This window comes from Streptomyces sp. NBC_00209 (assembly GCF_045206345.1).
Taxonomy (GTDB): Bacteria; Actinomycetota; Actinomycetes; order Streptomycetales; family Streptomycetaceae; genus Streptomyces.
Genome location: NZ_CP108121.1, coordinates 1,945,558 through 1,959,613 on the forward strand (window position 1 = coordinate 1,945,558; position 14,056 = coordinate 1,959,613).

The 14,056-nt window shown below is 72.6% G+C and carries 13 protein-coding genes and 1 riboswitch; of the genes, 7 read left to right on the top strand and 6 right to left on the bottom strand.

The features are described from left to right. Positions 1 to 41: 41 nt before the first annotated feature. The 4 genes from OG867_RS08420 to OG867_RS08435 all read right to left on the bottom strand — a co-directional run bounded on the left by OG867_RS08420 (position 42) and on the right by OG867_RS08435 (position 4,423). Positions 42 to 1,286, bottom strand: coding sequence for a hypothetical protein (locus OG867_RS08420; RefSeq protein WP_406283994.1), 1,245 nt, complete (start codon positions 1,284 to 1,286; stop codon positions 42 to 44). A 23-nt stretch (positions 1,287 to 1,309) separates the two neighbouring features. Then, positions 1,310 to 2,173, bottom strand: coding sequence for an inositol monophosphatase family protein (locus tag OG867_RS08425; RefSeq protein ID WP_406283996.1), 864 nt, complete (start codon positions 2,171 to 2,173; stop codon positions 1,310 to 1,312). A 212-nt stretch (positions 2,174 to 2,385) separates the two neighbouring features. Beyond that, the gene (locus OG867_RS08430; protein WP_406283998.1) at positions 2,386 to 3,273 is read right to left on the bottom strand and encodes a MarR family transcriptional regulator; all 888 of its coding nucleotides are present in this window, start codon (positions 3,271 to 3,273) and stop codon (positions 2,386 to 2,388) included. A gap of 298 nt (positions 3,274 to 3,571) precedes the next feature. Beyond that, on the bottom strand, positions 3,572 to 4,423 hold the full coding sequence (locus OG867_RS08435; protein ID WP_406284000.1) for a hypothetical protein: 852 nt from the start codon (positions 4,421 to 4,423) through the stop codon (positions 3,572 to 3,574). Between the two features lie 200 nt (positions 4,424 to 4,623). Between OG867_RS08435 and OG867_RS08440 the strand changes: the two genes are divergently transcribed. Next, complete coding sequence (locus OG867_RS08440) at positions 4,624 to 5,487, top strand: helix-turn-helix domain-containing protein (protein ID WP_406290837.1); 864 nt, start codon at positions 4,624 to 4,626, stop codon at positions 5,485 to 5,487. Next, complete coding sequence (locus OG867_RS08445) at positions 5,484 to 5,729, top strand: DUF397 domain-containing protein (RefSeq protein WP_406284002.1); 246 nt, start codon at positions 5,484 to 5,486, stop codon at positions 5,727 to 5,729. The genes OG867_RS08440 and OG867_RS08445 overlap by 4 nt, the downstream gene beginning before the upstream one ends. Before the next feature lie 60 nt (positions 5,730 to 5,789). On the opposite strand, the gene glyA is transcribed toward OG867_RS08445, so the two are convergent. After that, the gene (gene glyA, locus OG867_RS08450) at positions 5,790 to 7,061 is read right to left on the bottom strand and encodes a serine hydroxymethyltransferase (protein WP_406284004.1); all 1,272 of its coding nucleotides are present in this window, start codon (positions 7,059 to 7,061) and stop codon (positions 5,790 to 5,792) included. A gap of 39 nt (positions 7,062 to 7,100) precedes the next feature. After that, a riboswitch (ZMP/ZTP riboswitch) is annotated at positions 7,101 to 7,225 on the bottom strand. Between the two features lie 68 nt (positions 7,226 to 7,293). Then, entirely contained in the window at positions 7,294 to 8,328 is a 1,035-nt protein-coding gene (locus OG867_RS08455; protein WP_406284006.1) for a Ku protein, read from the bottom strand. A gap of 62 nt (positions 8,329 to 8,390) precedes the next feature. Here OG867_RS08455 and ligD point away from each other — a divergent pair, with 62 nt between their 5' ends. The 5 genes from ligD (at position 8,391) to OG867_RS08480 (ending at position 14,016) form a co-directional block, all read left to right on the top strand. Then, positions 8,391 to 9,281 carry a non-homologous end-joining DNA ligase gene (ligD, locus tag OG867_RS08460; RefSeq protein WP_328902399.1) on the top strand — a complete coding sequence of 297 codons (891 nt, stop codon included), beginning with the start codon at positions 8,391 to 8,393 and terminating at the stop codon, positions 9,279 to 9,281. A gap of 149 nt (positions 9,282 to 9,430) precedes the next feature. Further along, the gene (locus tag OG867_RS08465; RefSeq protein ID WP_406284009.1) at positions 9,431 to 11,545 is read left to right on the top strand and encodes a PBS lyase; all 2,115 of its coding nucleotides are present in this window, start codon (positions 9,431 to 9,433) and stop codon (positions 11,543 to 11,545) included. Then, positions 11,542 to 11,877 carry a zinc-ribbon domain-containing protein gene (locus OG867_RS08470; RefSeq protein WP_406284011.1) on the top strand — a complete coding sequence of 112 codons (336 nt, stop codon included), beginning with the start codon at positions 11,542 to 11,544 and terminating at the stop codon, positions 11,875 to 11,877. Before OG867_RS08465 ends, OG867_RS08470 begins: the two co-directional genes overlap by 4 nt. 106 nt (positions 11,878 to 11,983) lie before the next feature. Beyond that, complete coding sequence (locus OG867_RS08475) at positions 11,984 to 12,712, top strand: hypothetical protein (RefSeq protein ID WP_328902396.1); 729 nt, start codon at positions 11,984 to 11,986, stop codon at positions 12,710 to 12,712. Further along, complete coding sequence (locus OG867_RS08480) at positions 12,709 to 14,016, top strand: ATP-binding protein (RefSeq protein ID WP_406284013.1); 1,308 nt, start codon at positions 12,709 to 12,711, stop codon at positions 14,014 to 14,016. The genes OG867_RS08475 and OG867_RS08480 overlap by 4 nt, the downstream gene beginning before the upstream one ends. Positions 14,017 to 14,056: the final 40 nt, after the last annotated feature.

Below are 14,056 nucleotides of genomic sequence, written 5' to 3' on the forward strand. Positions count from 1 at the left end.
TCGCCCTTCGCCGCGATCCCGCGTCCGGGGCAGAGCCCGCCCTACCGACCGGCACGCCTCCAGGCGCCGACGAACTCCCGGTAGAGGAATCGTTGGAAGGGTTGCGCACCCGCGAAGGAGAACTGCTTGCCGAGTGCGCGTGCACCGAACCACAGTCCGCTGACTATCGGCACGCCGGTGGCGACCTCGCCCACCGACGCGACTGTGCCGATCAGCTCGCGTTCCACCGCGGAAAGCTCCGCCCTGCGCAGACCGAGGCGTTCCAGGAGCTGACGCTTGACGCCCTCGATGTCGCGGGCGAGACGCACGTAGTCCTCGTCCGTGACGCAGCGCTCCACCGCGGCCCGCAGGTCGGCGGCACGGTCGCGGTATCGCCGGATGCGGGACGCCACCAGCTCAATCCAGCCCCGGTCGTCGCATCTTCCGGTCTCACTCGGCACCCACAGGCGCCCCCCGAGCAGGGGAAGTTCGAGCTGGAGCAGCTGGACCCGGTGACTTTCGTCTGGGCCGGCTGCCCGGCTGAGCGTGGTGTGGATGCCACGCACTGACCGGATCAAGTCCAGAACCCGGCTCTCGTCCGCCCCCTCGCGCGTCATGTCGAAGGTCAACGAGAAGTCGCGTCGCATCGGGTGTGACTGGTAGGAGACGCCTGCGGCTTCCGCTCTGGCCCGGTACTTCATGCCCCGGGCCAGCGTGGCCATGAGGTAGTCGCCCTGGGCCGGCGCGGCGATCCCCTCAAGGGCCTGCCCCAGCATGACCGCTGCCGCCCTGGCCCACACGCCGAATGCGTCCTCCTCCACGCCGTCGTGGGTGGATATGCGCTCGCCGTGGTGTCCCGTGACACGGCGGACCTGACGCTCCTGGAACGCGCTCCAGTCCCGTATCCGAGAAGAGAGCGCATCCTGACCACCCGCGGCGGCGGTGTCGCAGACGAATGCCTGCTCTACGAATCGGGCCATGCTCGTCAGGCCGTGCACGGTCTGCAGGTCATGCACGGCGGAGGCTTCGAGAGCTGCTGACGCTTCCTGCCGGGCCTGGTCGAGACACAGGGGGTGCAGCAGCCCGGCGTCGACCAGGGCACGGAGCAGGTAGGGGCGCTCACCGAAGTCCTTCGGCTCCGGCGTGTGCAGAACCGGATGAGCTACGTAGACCTGAGACATGAAGATCAAGGACTGGACGATCTCCACGAAGCACTGCCGGGCGAAGGGATCCTCAGGCGTGTCGCGGCGATTCTGCGACAGCAGGAACTCCTCCGCACCGATGAGTGAGGTGACGTCGACGACCACGTCCGTGTTGGCCTGGCGGCCCCTCATGCCCGTTCGGCCTCAAGGAACCAGGTGACGGTTTCGGGCCGTCCGGTGACGTTGGCGGCGAAGGTGGGAGTCGCCTGCGAGAGGAAGTCGGGCGTCAGCGTCAGCGGCTCGCCGCTCTCGTCGCAACTGCGCAGGCCGGCGGCGGCGGCCAGGCACAAGCCGGCCGCGCCGTCCCACAGTTTCTGACTCCGCCGCCAGAACAGGTCGAAGGGCGCCATGGCCGGAGTGGTGCGGTCGCCGATGTCCACGGCGGTGCGCAGCATGTCGAGAGTCTGCGAGGTGGTGCGCGTCTTGAGTTCGTACCCGGCCCGGCGCGCGCCCGCGTCGAACGCGGGGCGCTCCTCGCCGTGACTCCGGGTCACCGACATCCGCATTCCGGCCTCGGCCCGGCGGGTGGACGGGACCTCGCGGCCGTCCACCCGCAACCGGGACGTCCGAGCGCAGGCCGAAACCGAGACGGGCACTCGCCCCCTTCCCAGTTCGGGGGCCAGAACGAAGGCGGCGCTGGGCCGCCAGTCCTCCAGGAGACAGACGACCGAGCAGAATTCCACGCTCTCGCCCCGGACGAACTCCGCCGTCCCGTCGATCGGGTCCACGACCCATACACGCCCGCCACTGCCCGCCACCTCGGAGCGGAGGCCGACCCGCCCGTCCTCCTCGGCGATCACCACGGCGTCCGGGCCGTCGAAGTCGCGGATGGCGGCCACGACCAGTTCCTGGACCTCGATGTCGGCCTTAGTGAGGAGTGTGCGGTCACGCTTGACCTCGACGGGCAGACCGGCCAGTCGTGACCTGTAGTCCGCGAAGACCGGAAGCAGTCGCTCTTCCAGTGTGGACCAGAGTGTCGAGGTGGTCGACATGTCGTCTCGGGCCTCCGTGTCCTGCGGGGGAACTGACGGATAGCCCGTTCAGCGCTCGAAGCCTGTCACAGGGCCCCTCACCCGGGAAGAGGCCGCCTCCCGTCCTGTCCGGATTCCGCCGTGCGGACCAGCCCGGACGGCCCCACCGTTGCCGCCCTGCGGCCGCCGGAGAGAACCGGCACCTCCGCCCCGCACACCCGGGGGCCCGCAGTTCAGGGTGTCCGCATCAGTCCCCGGAGTCCGGCGACGTGGGTCGCGATGTCGTGGGCTCGGTCCGGGGCCGATGACTGTGCGTGCGAGCCCCGGCACGGGCGGCAGAGGCCGTCCCGTAGAGCGGCCGTCGGGCCGGGGCGGCCGCATTCGACGCACTCGACCCGGAGGCCGTTCGCGGCGCGGGGCGCGTCCGGGACGTGCGGCGGCATCTTGTCCGTGAGGCGGCGGCGCACCAGGCCGAGCGGGTGCGTGACGGGCTCCGGCAGTCCGGCGGTGAGGGCCGACGTCAGGTGCTCGGCGCCCGCGCCGCGTGCGAACCAGGCGGCGGCGAGCGGTTCCAGGGCGGCGCAGTCGGCGGCGGAGAGCGTCAGCCGGGGGTCCCGGCGGCCGAGTCCGGCGAGGGCGCGGTAGGCGGGGGAAGGTCCCTCCGGCCGCGCGGGCGCGGGCGGGCTGGGTGCGGCCACCGGCTCGGGGGCCGGGGTGGCGGCCGTGCCGGAGAGCGCGGCGGTCCACCACTCGTTGTCGTGGGCGGTCCGGGACCAGTACGTGTACGTCACCCACCGGCACGTGCCTTCGCCGTCGACCCGGCGTCGTACGCGGCGCAGATGTCCGGCCACGGCGAGCGCGCGCAGGGCGGAGCCGATGGCCATCTGGCCGTACAGGGGGAGGTCCTTGGCCAGCGACTTGATGTCCATGGCGGCGCCCTCGGCGAGGCGGTCGACGTAGCCCGCGATGTACCGCTCGCGCTCGGGCAGGGAAGCGAAGTCGGCGGGGCGGGAGGGGCCTTGACCGGGAACAGCCTGCTTGCCGTAGCCGGACTTGGCCGTGCGGTGCGGGCGCGGCGCTTCGGGCGCGGGCAGGGCGGGACTAAAGTGCTGGGCAGCCATGAGATCGGGACTTTCTGCCTTGGTCGATCTTGGGTCAGACCCCGGCCGGTGCTGAGAACACCGCGTCGGGGTCGTTTCGTTGGGGGCACCGTAAGCAGTCGCGACTTTCCGCTGCAACTCGCTCACCATTAGTCATACTTGCTGGCCGTGACGGGATGGGGAGGGTGGGAGGGTTTCCCCTTCCTGATATTCCCCGCCGGATGAAAACACCGCTCGGGTCTCGGATCTCGAAGCTCAAGCGCACCCCGAACACACCGCCCGGGACCCGAGATCCGAGACCCGAGGTCCGAGCGGGCGATCAGTCCTCGGTTTCCTTCCGGCGCCGCACGAGCCGCCAATCGCGGCCCTGCTTCGGGATGTTCACCTCGTCCGTGGGCGGTACGGTCTCGCCCACGATGACCTGACCGGTCGGTTCGGCGAGTTGCAGGCCGGAGAGATGCTTCTTGAGCCGCTTCGCCATGGGGAGGAAGGTCGCCAGGGTGAACCCGCCGGACACCACGGCCCCGACGACGGGAACGGCCTTGGACACGGACTTGGCGAAGGTCTGCTTCGTCATCTTGACGCCGAGGTGTGCGGCGATCTTCTTCACGACCGGATAGACGACACCCTTGGTCAGCGCCTTCTGCGGCAGCTTCTTGGCGACCTCCTTGGATATCGCCTCGGCCACCTTCCCCACGGCCGCGTTCGCGGACTGGGTCCCGAACATCACCCCGAAGAAGAGCGTGAGCACGCTCCTGGTCGCGTCATCGACGTCGTCCTCGCCGGAGAACAGATCGGGCCAGCTGTAGAGGTAGGCGAGCTTCTGCGCGATACGCAGCATGTGACCGACGTACTGAGCGAGATCGGCGGGCACCGTGGCGGGCATGGCGAGGGCGCCGGGGAGCCCGGTGGCCGCCGAGATCGCACTCACCTTGGCGGTCTCGTAGCGGATCGCCTCGTTCGCCACCCGTTCCAGGACGTCCAGAGGTATGCCCGCCTCCGCCGGGCTCTCCTCGATCGCCCTGCGTACGTCATCGTCCGAGCAGTGACGGCGCAACGCCGTCCGGAGGTACGCCTGCCGGTCGATCCGTACGCCCGGAAGACGCGCCGCACCGCCGAGGAGAGCGGAGAACCGCGACTCCGCGTTCTCGCTCGTTTTGTCCATGTCCATGGCGGGAACGTACATGCGGTCGACGCCCCGGCGTGGCCCTTCGCACGCAACGCCGAAAAACCCGCTCGCACCAGGTCCGCAGCGCGTACGCTGCGTCAGCGTACGCACACGCCTGGTGGACAGTACGTAGCCCCCGCCTCGACCATGACACCGAGTCAGAAGCGGTACGACGGGGTGCGGCGGCGCGAAAGGTGGCCACGATGGCCTACGGGAACACGGACGGCGTTACGGGATCTGCGGGCGGTACGGAGCCGGAGGCTTCGGACAGTCTGCGCACCTTCGGCGCGGTCGTCCATGCCCTACGCGAACACGCGGGCCTCAGCCGCGAGGAGTTCGGCAAACGGGTCGGCTACTCGAAGCACACGATCGCCTCCATCGAGCAGGGGCGTCGGATGCCGGAGCGGGGCTTCGTGGAGAGCGCGGAACCGGTCCTCGGCAACACCGGTGCCCTTCGCAAGGCCGCGCCCTACCTGACCCGGCAGGCCGGACTCGCGAGCTGGTTCGTGCGGTGGGCGCGCCTGGAGGCGACGGCGATCAGCCTCTACACGTATGACTGCCGGGTGATTCCCGGCCTGTTGCAGACCGAGGCGTACGCACGGGCCGTCACCCTGAGCGTCCCGCCAGTGCCGGATCCGGAGGAGCTGGAGGAGCGGATCGCGGCGCGGTTGGCCCGCCAGGAGTTGCTGTCCGTCCACCGGAAGCCGCCGACGACGTTCAGCTTCATCGTGGAGCAGTCGGTGCTGGAGCGGCACACGGGCGGAGACGACGTCACACGTGAACTCCTGGATCACCTGATCGAGTTGATCGAGGGCAACTGGAACGTGAAGTTTCAGATTATGCCGACGCGACGGGTGACTCATGCGGGCACTGACGGCCCCATTGTGCTGGCGGAAACGCCCGAGCACCGCTGGTTCGCCTACTCGGAGGGCCAGAAGAACGGGCGGCTGATCTCCGATCCGAAGGAGATCAGCGTGCTCCAGCAGCGTTATGCGAAACTGCGCTCACAGGCTCTGACTCCCGAGGACTCGCTGAGCCTGCTGAAGCGAATGCGAGGAGCGTTATGAGCACGTCTGGCCTGACCTGGTTCAAGAGCAGTTACAGCGGCTCTGAGGGAGACAACTGCGTCGAGGTGGCGATGGACTGGCACAAGTCCAGCTACAGCGGCTCTCAGGGGGACAACTGCGTCGAGGTCGCCACCTGCCCCACGGCCGTGCACGTCCGGGACTCGAAGGACCAGCACAGCCCCGAACTCGCCCTCTCCCCCACGACGTGGAACGAGTTCATCGCGTACGCCGCCCAGAGCTGAGCCACACACCGTGCCCCGCACCGGACAACTCCGGTGCGGGGCACAGTCGTACGCGGCGGCTCACCCCACCGGCAGGCCCGGGGCCGGATACGCGTCCATCAGTTCCTTCACCTCCGCGCGCACCTTCCCGATCGTGTCCTCGTCGCCCGTGATCACGCGGTCGATCCACTCCGCGATCCTGGCCATCTCCGAGACGGGCACGCCCCGCGACGTCAGCGCGGGCGTCCCGAGGCGGATGCCGGAGGGATCGAACGGCTTGCGCGGGTCGTAGGGCACCGCGTTGTAGTTGGCGACGATGCCCGCCCGGTCCAGGGCCTTGGCCGCAGGCTTGCCGGGGATGTTCTTGCCGGTGAGGTCCACCAGCAGCAGGTGGTTGTCGGTGCCGCCGGAGACCAGGTCGAAGCCCCGGGCCGCCAGTTCCTCGCCCAGCGCGCGGGCGTTGGCCACCACCGCGTGGGCGTAGGTGCGGAACTCCGGGGTGGCCGCCTCCTTCAGGGCTACGCCGATCGCGGCCGTGGTCTGGTTGTGCGGGCCGCCCTGGAGGCCGGGGAAGACGGCGCGGTCCAGGGCGCGGGCGTGCTCGGCGCGGCTGAGGAGCATCGCGCCGCGCGGGCCGCGCAGGGTCTTGTGGGTGGTGGTGGAGACGACGTCCACGTGCGGCGCGGGCGAGGGGTGGGCGCCGCCCGCGACCAGGCCCGCGATGTGGGCGATGTCCGCGACCAGGACCGCGCCGACCTCGCGGGCGATCTCCGCGAAGCCCGCGAAGTCGATCTCGCGGGGCACGGCGGTGCCGCCGCAGAAGATCAGCTTCGGCCGCTCGGCGAGGGCCAGGTCGCGGACCTCGTCCAGGTCGACGCGGCCGGTGTCCCGGCGCACGCCGTACTGGACGCCGTTGAACCACGTACCGGTGGCGGAGACGCCCCAGCCGTGCGTGAGGTGGCCGCCCATGGGCAGGGCCATGCCGAGCACGGTGTCACCGGGCTTGAGGAAGGCCAGGTAGACGGCGAGGTTGGCGGGCGAGCCGGAGTACGGCTGGACGTTGGCGTGCTCCATGGCGAAGAGGGCCTTGGCGCGCTCGGCGGTCAGTGTCTCGACCTGGTCGATGACCTGCTGGCCCTCGTAGTAGCGCTTGCCGGGGTAGCCCTCGGAGTACTTGTTCTGGAGCACGGTGCCGGACGCTTCGAGCACGGCGGCGGAGACGTAGTTCTCGCTGGGGATCAGGCGGAGGGTGTCCGCCTGGAGCTGCTCCTCGGCGGCCACGAGGGCGGCGAGTTCGGGGTCGGTCGTCGCCAGGGCGGGGTGGCGGGGCGGTGCGGGTACGGACGCGGTCACGGGGTTCCTCCCGGGTCGGTCGCATGGCTGCGGCGTGGACCCGGATGCCCAGGCGGACGGCTCTCCGGCATGACGCCCCCGGGCACGCCCGGGGTCTGCCGCTCCCTCGTGGTCGATTCCACTGAGCACCCCGCGAGGAGTGCGCGCCAGTCGCGGCATTCGGCACCCTACCGGGCGGCCGGGCGGGGTGCGCGGCAGTCCGAGCGGTGACCGGCCCCGCGTCGTCACGGACTCATGCCGAAGCGCGTTTGCGGGATGCCGTGCTCTTCGACCCGCTCCGCTTCTTCGCCGTCGTCTTCTTGGCTGCCGCCTTCTTCGCGGTGCTCTTGGCGGCCGTCTTCTTGGCCGCCGGCTTTCCCTTGCCGCTCTCCGTGGACTTCTTGCCTCCGCCGGACTTCGGCGAGGCGGCGGACTTCTTGGCGGCGCCGCCGGACGGCTTGCGGTCGGCGAGGTGCGTGACGTCCGCCACGGAGTCCGCGTCCTCCTCGCCCCGGGCCTCCTTCGCGGCCTTGACGCTGCTCTCCAGGGCCGCGAGCAGGTCGATGACCTTGCCGCCCCCCTTCGCGCCCTTCTCGGCCGGCTCCAGCGCCTCGCCCGACGCCTTCGTGGCGATCAGTTCCTCGACCGCCTCGCGGTAGTCGTCGTGCAGCGAGTCCATGTCGACCTCGCCGAGGGTGTCCATGAGGGCGTCCGCGAGGTCCAGCTCCGCGTCGCGGACGGTCACGTCGGACTCCGGGGCGACGCCCTCGGGGGCCCGGATCTCGTCCGGCCAGAGCAGCCCGTGCATGGCGATGACGTCGTCCACGACCCGGAGCATGCCCAGGCGCTCGCGCCCGCGCAGCGCGTACTTGGCGAGGGCCACCTTCCGGCTCCGCTTCAGGGCCTCGCGCAGCAGGGTGTACGGCTTCGCCGCCGGGACCCCGTTGGCCGAGAGGTAGTAGGCCGCGTCCATCTGGAGCGGGTCGATCGCGTCGGCCGGGACGAAGGCCACGATCTCGATGGTCTTCGCGGTGGGCAGCGGCAGGTGGCTCAGATCCTCGTCGGTGATCGGGATCATGGTGCCGTCGGCGTCCTCGTACGCCTTGCCGATCTCGGCGGACGTCACCTCCTCCCCGTCCAGCTCGCACACCTTGCGGTAGCGGATGCGCCCGCCGTCCTCGACGTGGACCTGCCGGAACGAGATCGAGTGGTTCTCGGTGGCGTTGACCAGCTTGATCGGGATGCTGACCAGCCCGAAGGAGATGGCGCCGTTCCAGATGGATCTCACCGGTTCACCCCTTGGATCCGCTGATACGAAGAAAGCTACGTTTCGCGTGTGATTCTTATCGTATGACGCCGATCACCGAGGTGGAGGGGCGACGGCTGTCCCTGAGCAATCTGGACAAGGTGCTGTACCCGGCCACCGGCACCACGAAGGGCGAGGTGCTGCACTACTACGCGGCCACGGCGGCCGGGGTGCTGCTCGCGCATCTGCGGGACCGGCCGGTGTCCTTCCTGCGCTATCCGGACGGGCCGGAGGGCCAGCTGTTCTTCACGAAGAACCCGCCGCCCGGTACTCCGTCCTGGGTACGCCGGGCCCCGGTGCCGCACCGCGAGAGCGAGCCGTCCGAACAGGTGGTCGTGGAGGAGATGGCCGCGCTGATGTGGGCCGCCAACCTGGTGGTGGAGTTCCACACCCCGCAGTGGCGGGCCGAGGCCCCCGCGATGGCCGACCGGCTGGTGTTCGACCTGGACCCGGGGCCGCCCGCCACGGTGGTCGAGTGCTGCCGGGTCGCGCTGTGGCTGCGGGAGCGGCTGGCCGAGGACGGCCTCACGGCGTACGGGAAGACCTCGGGCTCCAAGGGCCTGCATCTGCTGGTCCCGATCGTCCCCACGGACTCGGCGGCGGTGTCGGCGTACGCGAAGGGCCTCGCCGTCCGCGCGGAGAAGGAGCTCGCGGACCTGGTGGTGCACCGGATGCGGAAGGCGCTGCGGCCGGGCAAGGTCTTCGTCGACTTCAGCCAGAACGCCGCCGCGAAGACCACCGCCACGCCCTACACCCTGCGCGCCCGCGCCGAGCCGGCCGTCTCGGCGCCCGTCACCTGGGCGGAGATCGAGGGCTGCCGCTCCCCCGGCGATCTGGTGTTCCTGGCGGACGGCATGGCGGCGCGCCTCGACCGGCACGGCGATCTGCTGGCCCCGCTCTGCGATCCGGAAGAGGGACGGCCCCTTCCGGTCTGACCGCGCGTACCCGCCCCGCCCCTACCGCAAGCACGCGGCTCTTGTCATGTCACAGGGCAAATGCTGGCCGGAGATGGTCGGATCCTCCGAGCGGTGGTGCACACTCTGCGCAGACACTGCGTGTGTGACGTCGGCGGGGAGGCGATGGCGTGTTCGCGGGGATCGAAGAGGTCGACTGGGCCTCGATGAGACATGCCTACGGACCGGCGGACGACGTGCCGGCGCTGTTACGGGGGCTGGCCTCCGGCGATCCGGCGGAGCGGGAACGGGCGCTGGACGGGATGTACGGGGCGGTGCACCACCAGGGCGACGTCTATCCGTGCACGCTGGCCTGCATCCCCTTCCTCTTCGAGCTGGTCGCCGATCCCTGGGTGCCGGACCGGGGCGACATAGTCGAGTTGCTGACCAGCATCGGCGGCATCGACCTGGGCTCGGACGACGAGGAGGAGATCGGCGAGGACGAGGCGGAAGGTGCCGCGAACTACGCGATGGCCGCGGCAGCCGTCTCCGCCGGTGCCGGGGTCTTCTTCGGGCTGCTGGCCGACGAGGACCCGGGCGTACGGCTGAGCGCCCCGCTCGCGCTGGCCGCCCTGCACGACGACCCGGCCAGGGTGCTGGCCCTGCTGCGGGCGCGGCTGGCGGCGGAGCGGGACGAGGAGGTGCGGCTCGCCCTGGTCGAGGCGGCGGGGCGGCTCGCCCTGCGCCACCGGCCGCTGGCCGGCCCGGTCGCCGACTGGCTCGCCCGGCTCGCGGGCGACGCCGGCCCGCCGGGGCCGCGGCTCGCGGCCCTGGCCCAGCTGGCGCGCTGCGCTCCGCACGCGCTGCCGGCCGATGTGGTGCCCGTGGTGACGGGCCTGCTGGGGCAGCTGCGCACCTCGTCCTCCGGCCCCGGCGGCACCCGGGCACGCCCCGTCGAGCCGCCGGGGCCGGGCGCCGAGGCGGCCCCGGTGACCCTGCGGGGACAGGTGCGGGCGCTGTCCGCCGAGGAGACGGCGGGACGGGCCGCGCCCTGGACGGCCGATCTGCTGCGCACGCTGCACGCCGGGCTCGACGACCGGGTCGCCGAGCGGGCTGCGCTCCTGGCCGACCAGCTGCGCAGCCCCGACCCCTGGCAGCGCGTCGACGCCGTCCGCATGAGCGACCGGCTGATCGGCGGCCGGCGGGGTTCGTACGCGGAGCTGGTGCGGCTGGTGGGCGAGCAGCTGGCCGCGCCCGAGCCGAGGCTCGCCGAGTCCGCCGCGCAGCTGCTGGCGGGGCTGTCCGGGCTGGCCGCCCCGGCGGCGGACGCGCTGGCGGAGCGGGTCGCGGCGGACCCCGGGGCCTGGGTGCGGACCGGGCCGGACGGGCGGACCCGGCTGGGGTGCGCGGCGACGGCCCTGGCCCGGCTGGGCGACCCGCGCGTCCTGCCCGCCCTGACGGCGGCCCTCGGCCATCCCCTGGTGCCGGCCGAGCTGGGGCCCGGGGTCGCCCGCCTGGGCGAGGCGGCCCTGCCGCTGGCCGGTGCGCTGCGGCAGCGGCTGGGCGAGGCGGTGCTCGATGAGCGGGCGTACGACCGGGTGGGGCCGCTGCTGGGCGCGCTCACCGCGCTCCGGGCGGGCGCGGCGGCCCCGGAGGTGCTGCGGGTGCTGCGCGGGGCGCCGGAGTCCGGGGGCGATCGGTCGCGTACGGCGGCGCTGCGGGCCCTCGCCGCCTTCGGGCCCGCCGCGGGCTGCGCCGTACCGGAGCTGCGGGCCCTGGTGCGGCGGACCGGCACGGTGGAGGCGGCGGAGGCGGCCGGGGCGCTGTGGGCGGTGGAGGGGGACGCCGACGCGGTGCTGCCCGCGCTGATCGCGGGGCTGGCCGCCTGGGACGTGGAGGCGCGGCGGGCGGCGGTGGGCGCGGTGGGGCGCCTCGGCTGGCGGGCGGCGGCGGGCGCGCCCCGGCTGCGGGAGCTGCTGTACGACGGAAACGTGTGGCTGCGGGTGGACGCGGCGGTCGCACTGTGGGAGGTTTCCGGTCGTGCCGAGGAGTCCGTCCCGGTGCTGCTGACCGCCTGGGAGCAGAACCACCGGGTCCGGGTCCGGGTGGCGGAATGCCTGGCGCGGACGGGACCCGTTGGGGCAGGGTCGGACGCGGCACGTGTGCTGCTCGCCGAGCTCACCTCCGTACGCCGTCACAACGCGCCGGAAGGCGACTGCGGCAGCCACGACACGTACACCGACGAAAAGCTGCTGGCGCTCTGCCGCCGGGCGCTCCCGGGGAAAACGGGGAAGGAACCGACATGATCATTTTCGGCACGCGAGGGTATCTCTACCAGCTGGCGATCCTCACACTGGTCTGTGGCTGGTGCGGGAATCCGGCGGCGCACACGCTGCGCAAGCGGGTCACGAAGTTCACGCTGTTCTTCGTGCCGCTGTTCCCGATCTCGACCTCGTACGCCACGCAGTGCACGTTCTGCGGCGGCGAGCAGCGGATACCCAAGGACCAGGCCGAGCAGCTGCTGGCCCAGCAGACGGCCTCGCAGGGCGGCAACCCGTTCGGCCAGGCGCCGCAGCAGGGGTACGCGCCGGGCGCCTCGGGGCCTTCGGGGCAGGGGCAGAACCCCTACCAGCAGTAGTCGGCGCCACCCTGACCGGGCATCAGCACTAAATACACATAAGAGACTTCCTTCCGAATAGGGTCGGCAGGGTCGGCCCGACCGCCCGCCGGGAACGGAGGAAGTCATGCGTCTGCGGCTGCCCGCCCTGGCGACCCTGGGCGCCGTGCTGCTGGCCGGCTGCGGGACCGGCGGGGAGCTGCGGAGCGCCGGGCGGACGCCACCCGCGAACGGCCCGGTGCGGTTGTGGCCGACGCTTCCGCCGGCGTCCGCCGCCCCCTACGACTACGGCGAGGGCGAGACCGCGCGCATCCCCGGCATCCGGGTCACCGGCGGTGATGTGCGCCGGCTCGACCCGGTGACGGTGGTGCGGGCGGGCCTGAAGGTGGCGCCCGGGCGGGCCGGCGAGGGCAGTGAGCTGCCGGCCCGGACCGTGGAGCTGGTCGAAGCCTGCCGGTCCGCGCCCCGGACCTGCCCGGTGCTGCCGCCGTACTTCCGGGACCTCACGGGCGACGGCCGGGAGGAGATGGTCCTCGCGGTCCGGATGCCCGGCCGCCAGCTGTCCGTACGCGTCTACATGCCGGAGTCCGGCGGGCTGACCCGGATCATGTCCACGTCGGACGCGGTCCTCAGCGTCCAGCTGGCCGGGCGCGACCTCATCATGCGGGCGCCGTCGGCGATCACGGGGTACGAGTACCGCACGGCCTGGTCCTGGGACGGGCGGCAGCGCGCGATGCTGCCGACACAGGACGAGATCCTGCGCACCCGGGACGGCGGGCGGCGGACGCCGGTGCCGCGCCCCTCAGCCCCGCGTACACCCCGGCCCACGGCCTCCCTGTCGGCGGAGCGCCGGTGAGCCGCCGGGCGGAGGCGCCCCGGCGGCGCTCGCGGCCCCGGCTTCCGGCCTGGACGGCGGCGCTGACCTGGAAGGCCGCGGTGTTCATCACCGTGATGTGCTGCGTGCTCGCCGCGCTCCTCGGCGTCCTGGTGCACACCGCGGTCACCCGCCAGACCGTCGGCCACGCCCGCGAGAAATCCCTGGCCCGGCTGACGGAGGTGTCGCGCGCGTACGAGGCGGGCGAGGCGCTGCCGCCGCGTTCCGGGGTCGATCCGCCGGGGGTGCCGGGGCCGTTGCGGGCGCTGGCGGCGGACGGGCGGCGCGGGACGATGACCGGCCGGCTCACCGGGCGGCCGGTGATGTGGGCGGCGGCCCCGGCGGACGGCGGGCACGCGCTGGCGGCCTGGACCGACTACAGCCAGAGCGCCCGCACCATCAACGGCCTGGACGGGGCGATCATCGGCTCCTCGGTGCTGGCGATCGGCGCCACGCTGCTGGTCGGCGCGTTCGCGGTCACCCGGGTCACCCGGCGGCTGCACCAGACCGCGCGGGTGGCCCGGCGGATCGGGGCGGGCGACCTGGACGCCCGGGTCGGCGACCCGCGCACGGCGGACCCGTCGCGGCGGCAGGACGAGGTCGCCGTCGTCGCCGGGGCGCTGGACACCATGGCCTCGGCGCTCCAGCGCAAGCTCCAGGCGGAACAGCGGTTCACGGCCGATGTGGCGCACGAGCTGCGGACCCCGCTGACGGGCCTGTCGGCCGCCGCCGAGCTGCTGCCGCCGGGCCGCCCGTCCGAGCTGGTGCAGGACCGGGCCCGGGCCCTGCGCGCCCTGACCGAGGACCTGTTGGAGATCTCGCGCCTGGACGCCCGCACCGAACACGTGGACCTGGCCGTCCACGAACTGCCCCCGCTCGCCGCCCGCGTGGCGCAGGGCACGGACACCCGGGTCGAGGTCACCGGGGAGCCGGTGCGCGTCGAGACGGACCGGCGGCGCCTGGAACGCGTCCTGGGCAACCTGATCAGCAACGCCCACCGGCACGGCCGGCCGCCCGTGGTGCTCACCGTCGACGGGCCCGCGGTGACCGTGCGGGACCACGGCGACGGCTTCCCGGAGTACCTGACATCGGGCGGCCCGCAGCGCTTCCGCACCGAGGGCGGCGGCAAGGGGCACGGCCTCGGGCTGACCATCGCGGCCGGCCAGGCCGAGGTGATGGGCGCGGCGCTCACCTTCGGGAACGCGCCGGACGGCGGCGCGGTGGCCCGGCTGACGCTGCCCCGGTACGTGGGGCCGGACGGCGGGGAGCGGCGCGAGGAGCCATGAGCCGCCCCGCACGCGCCGCGACATAACCGACATAGCACCC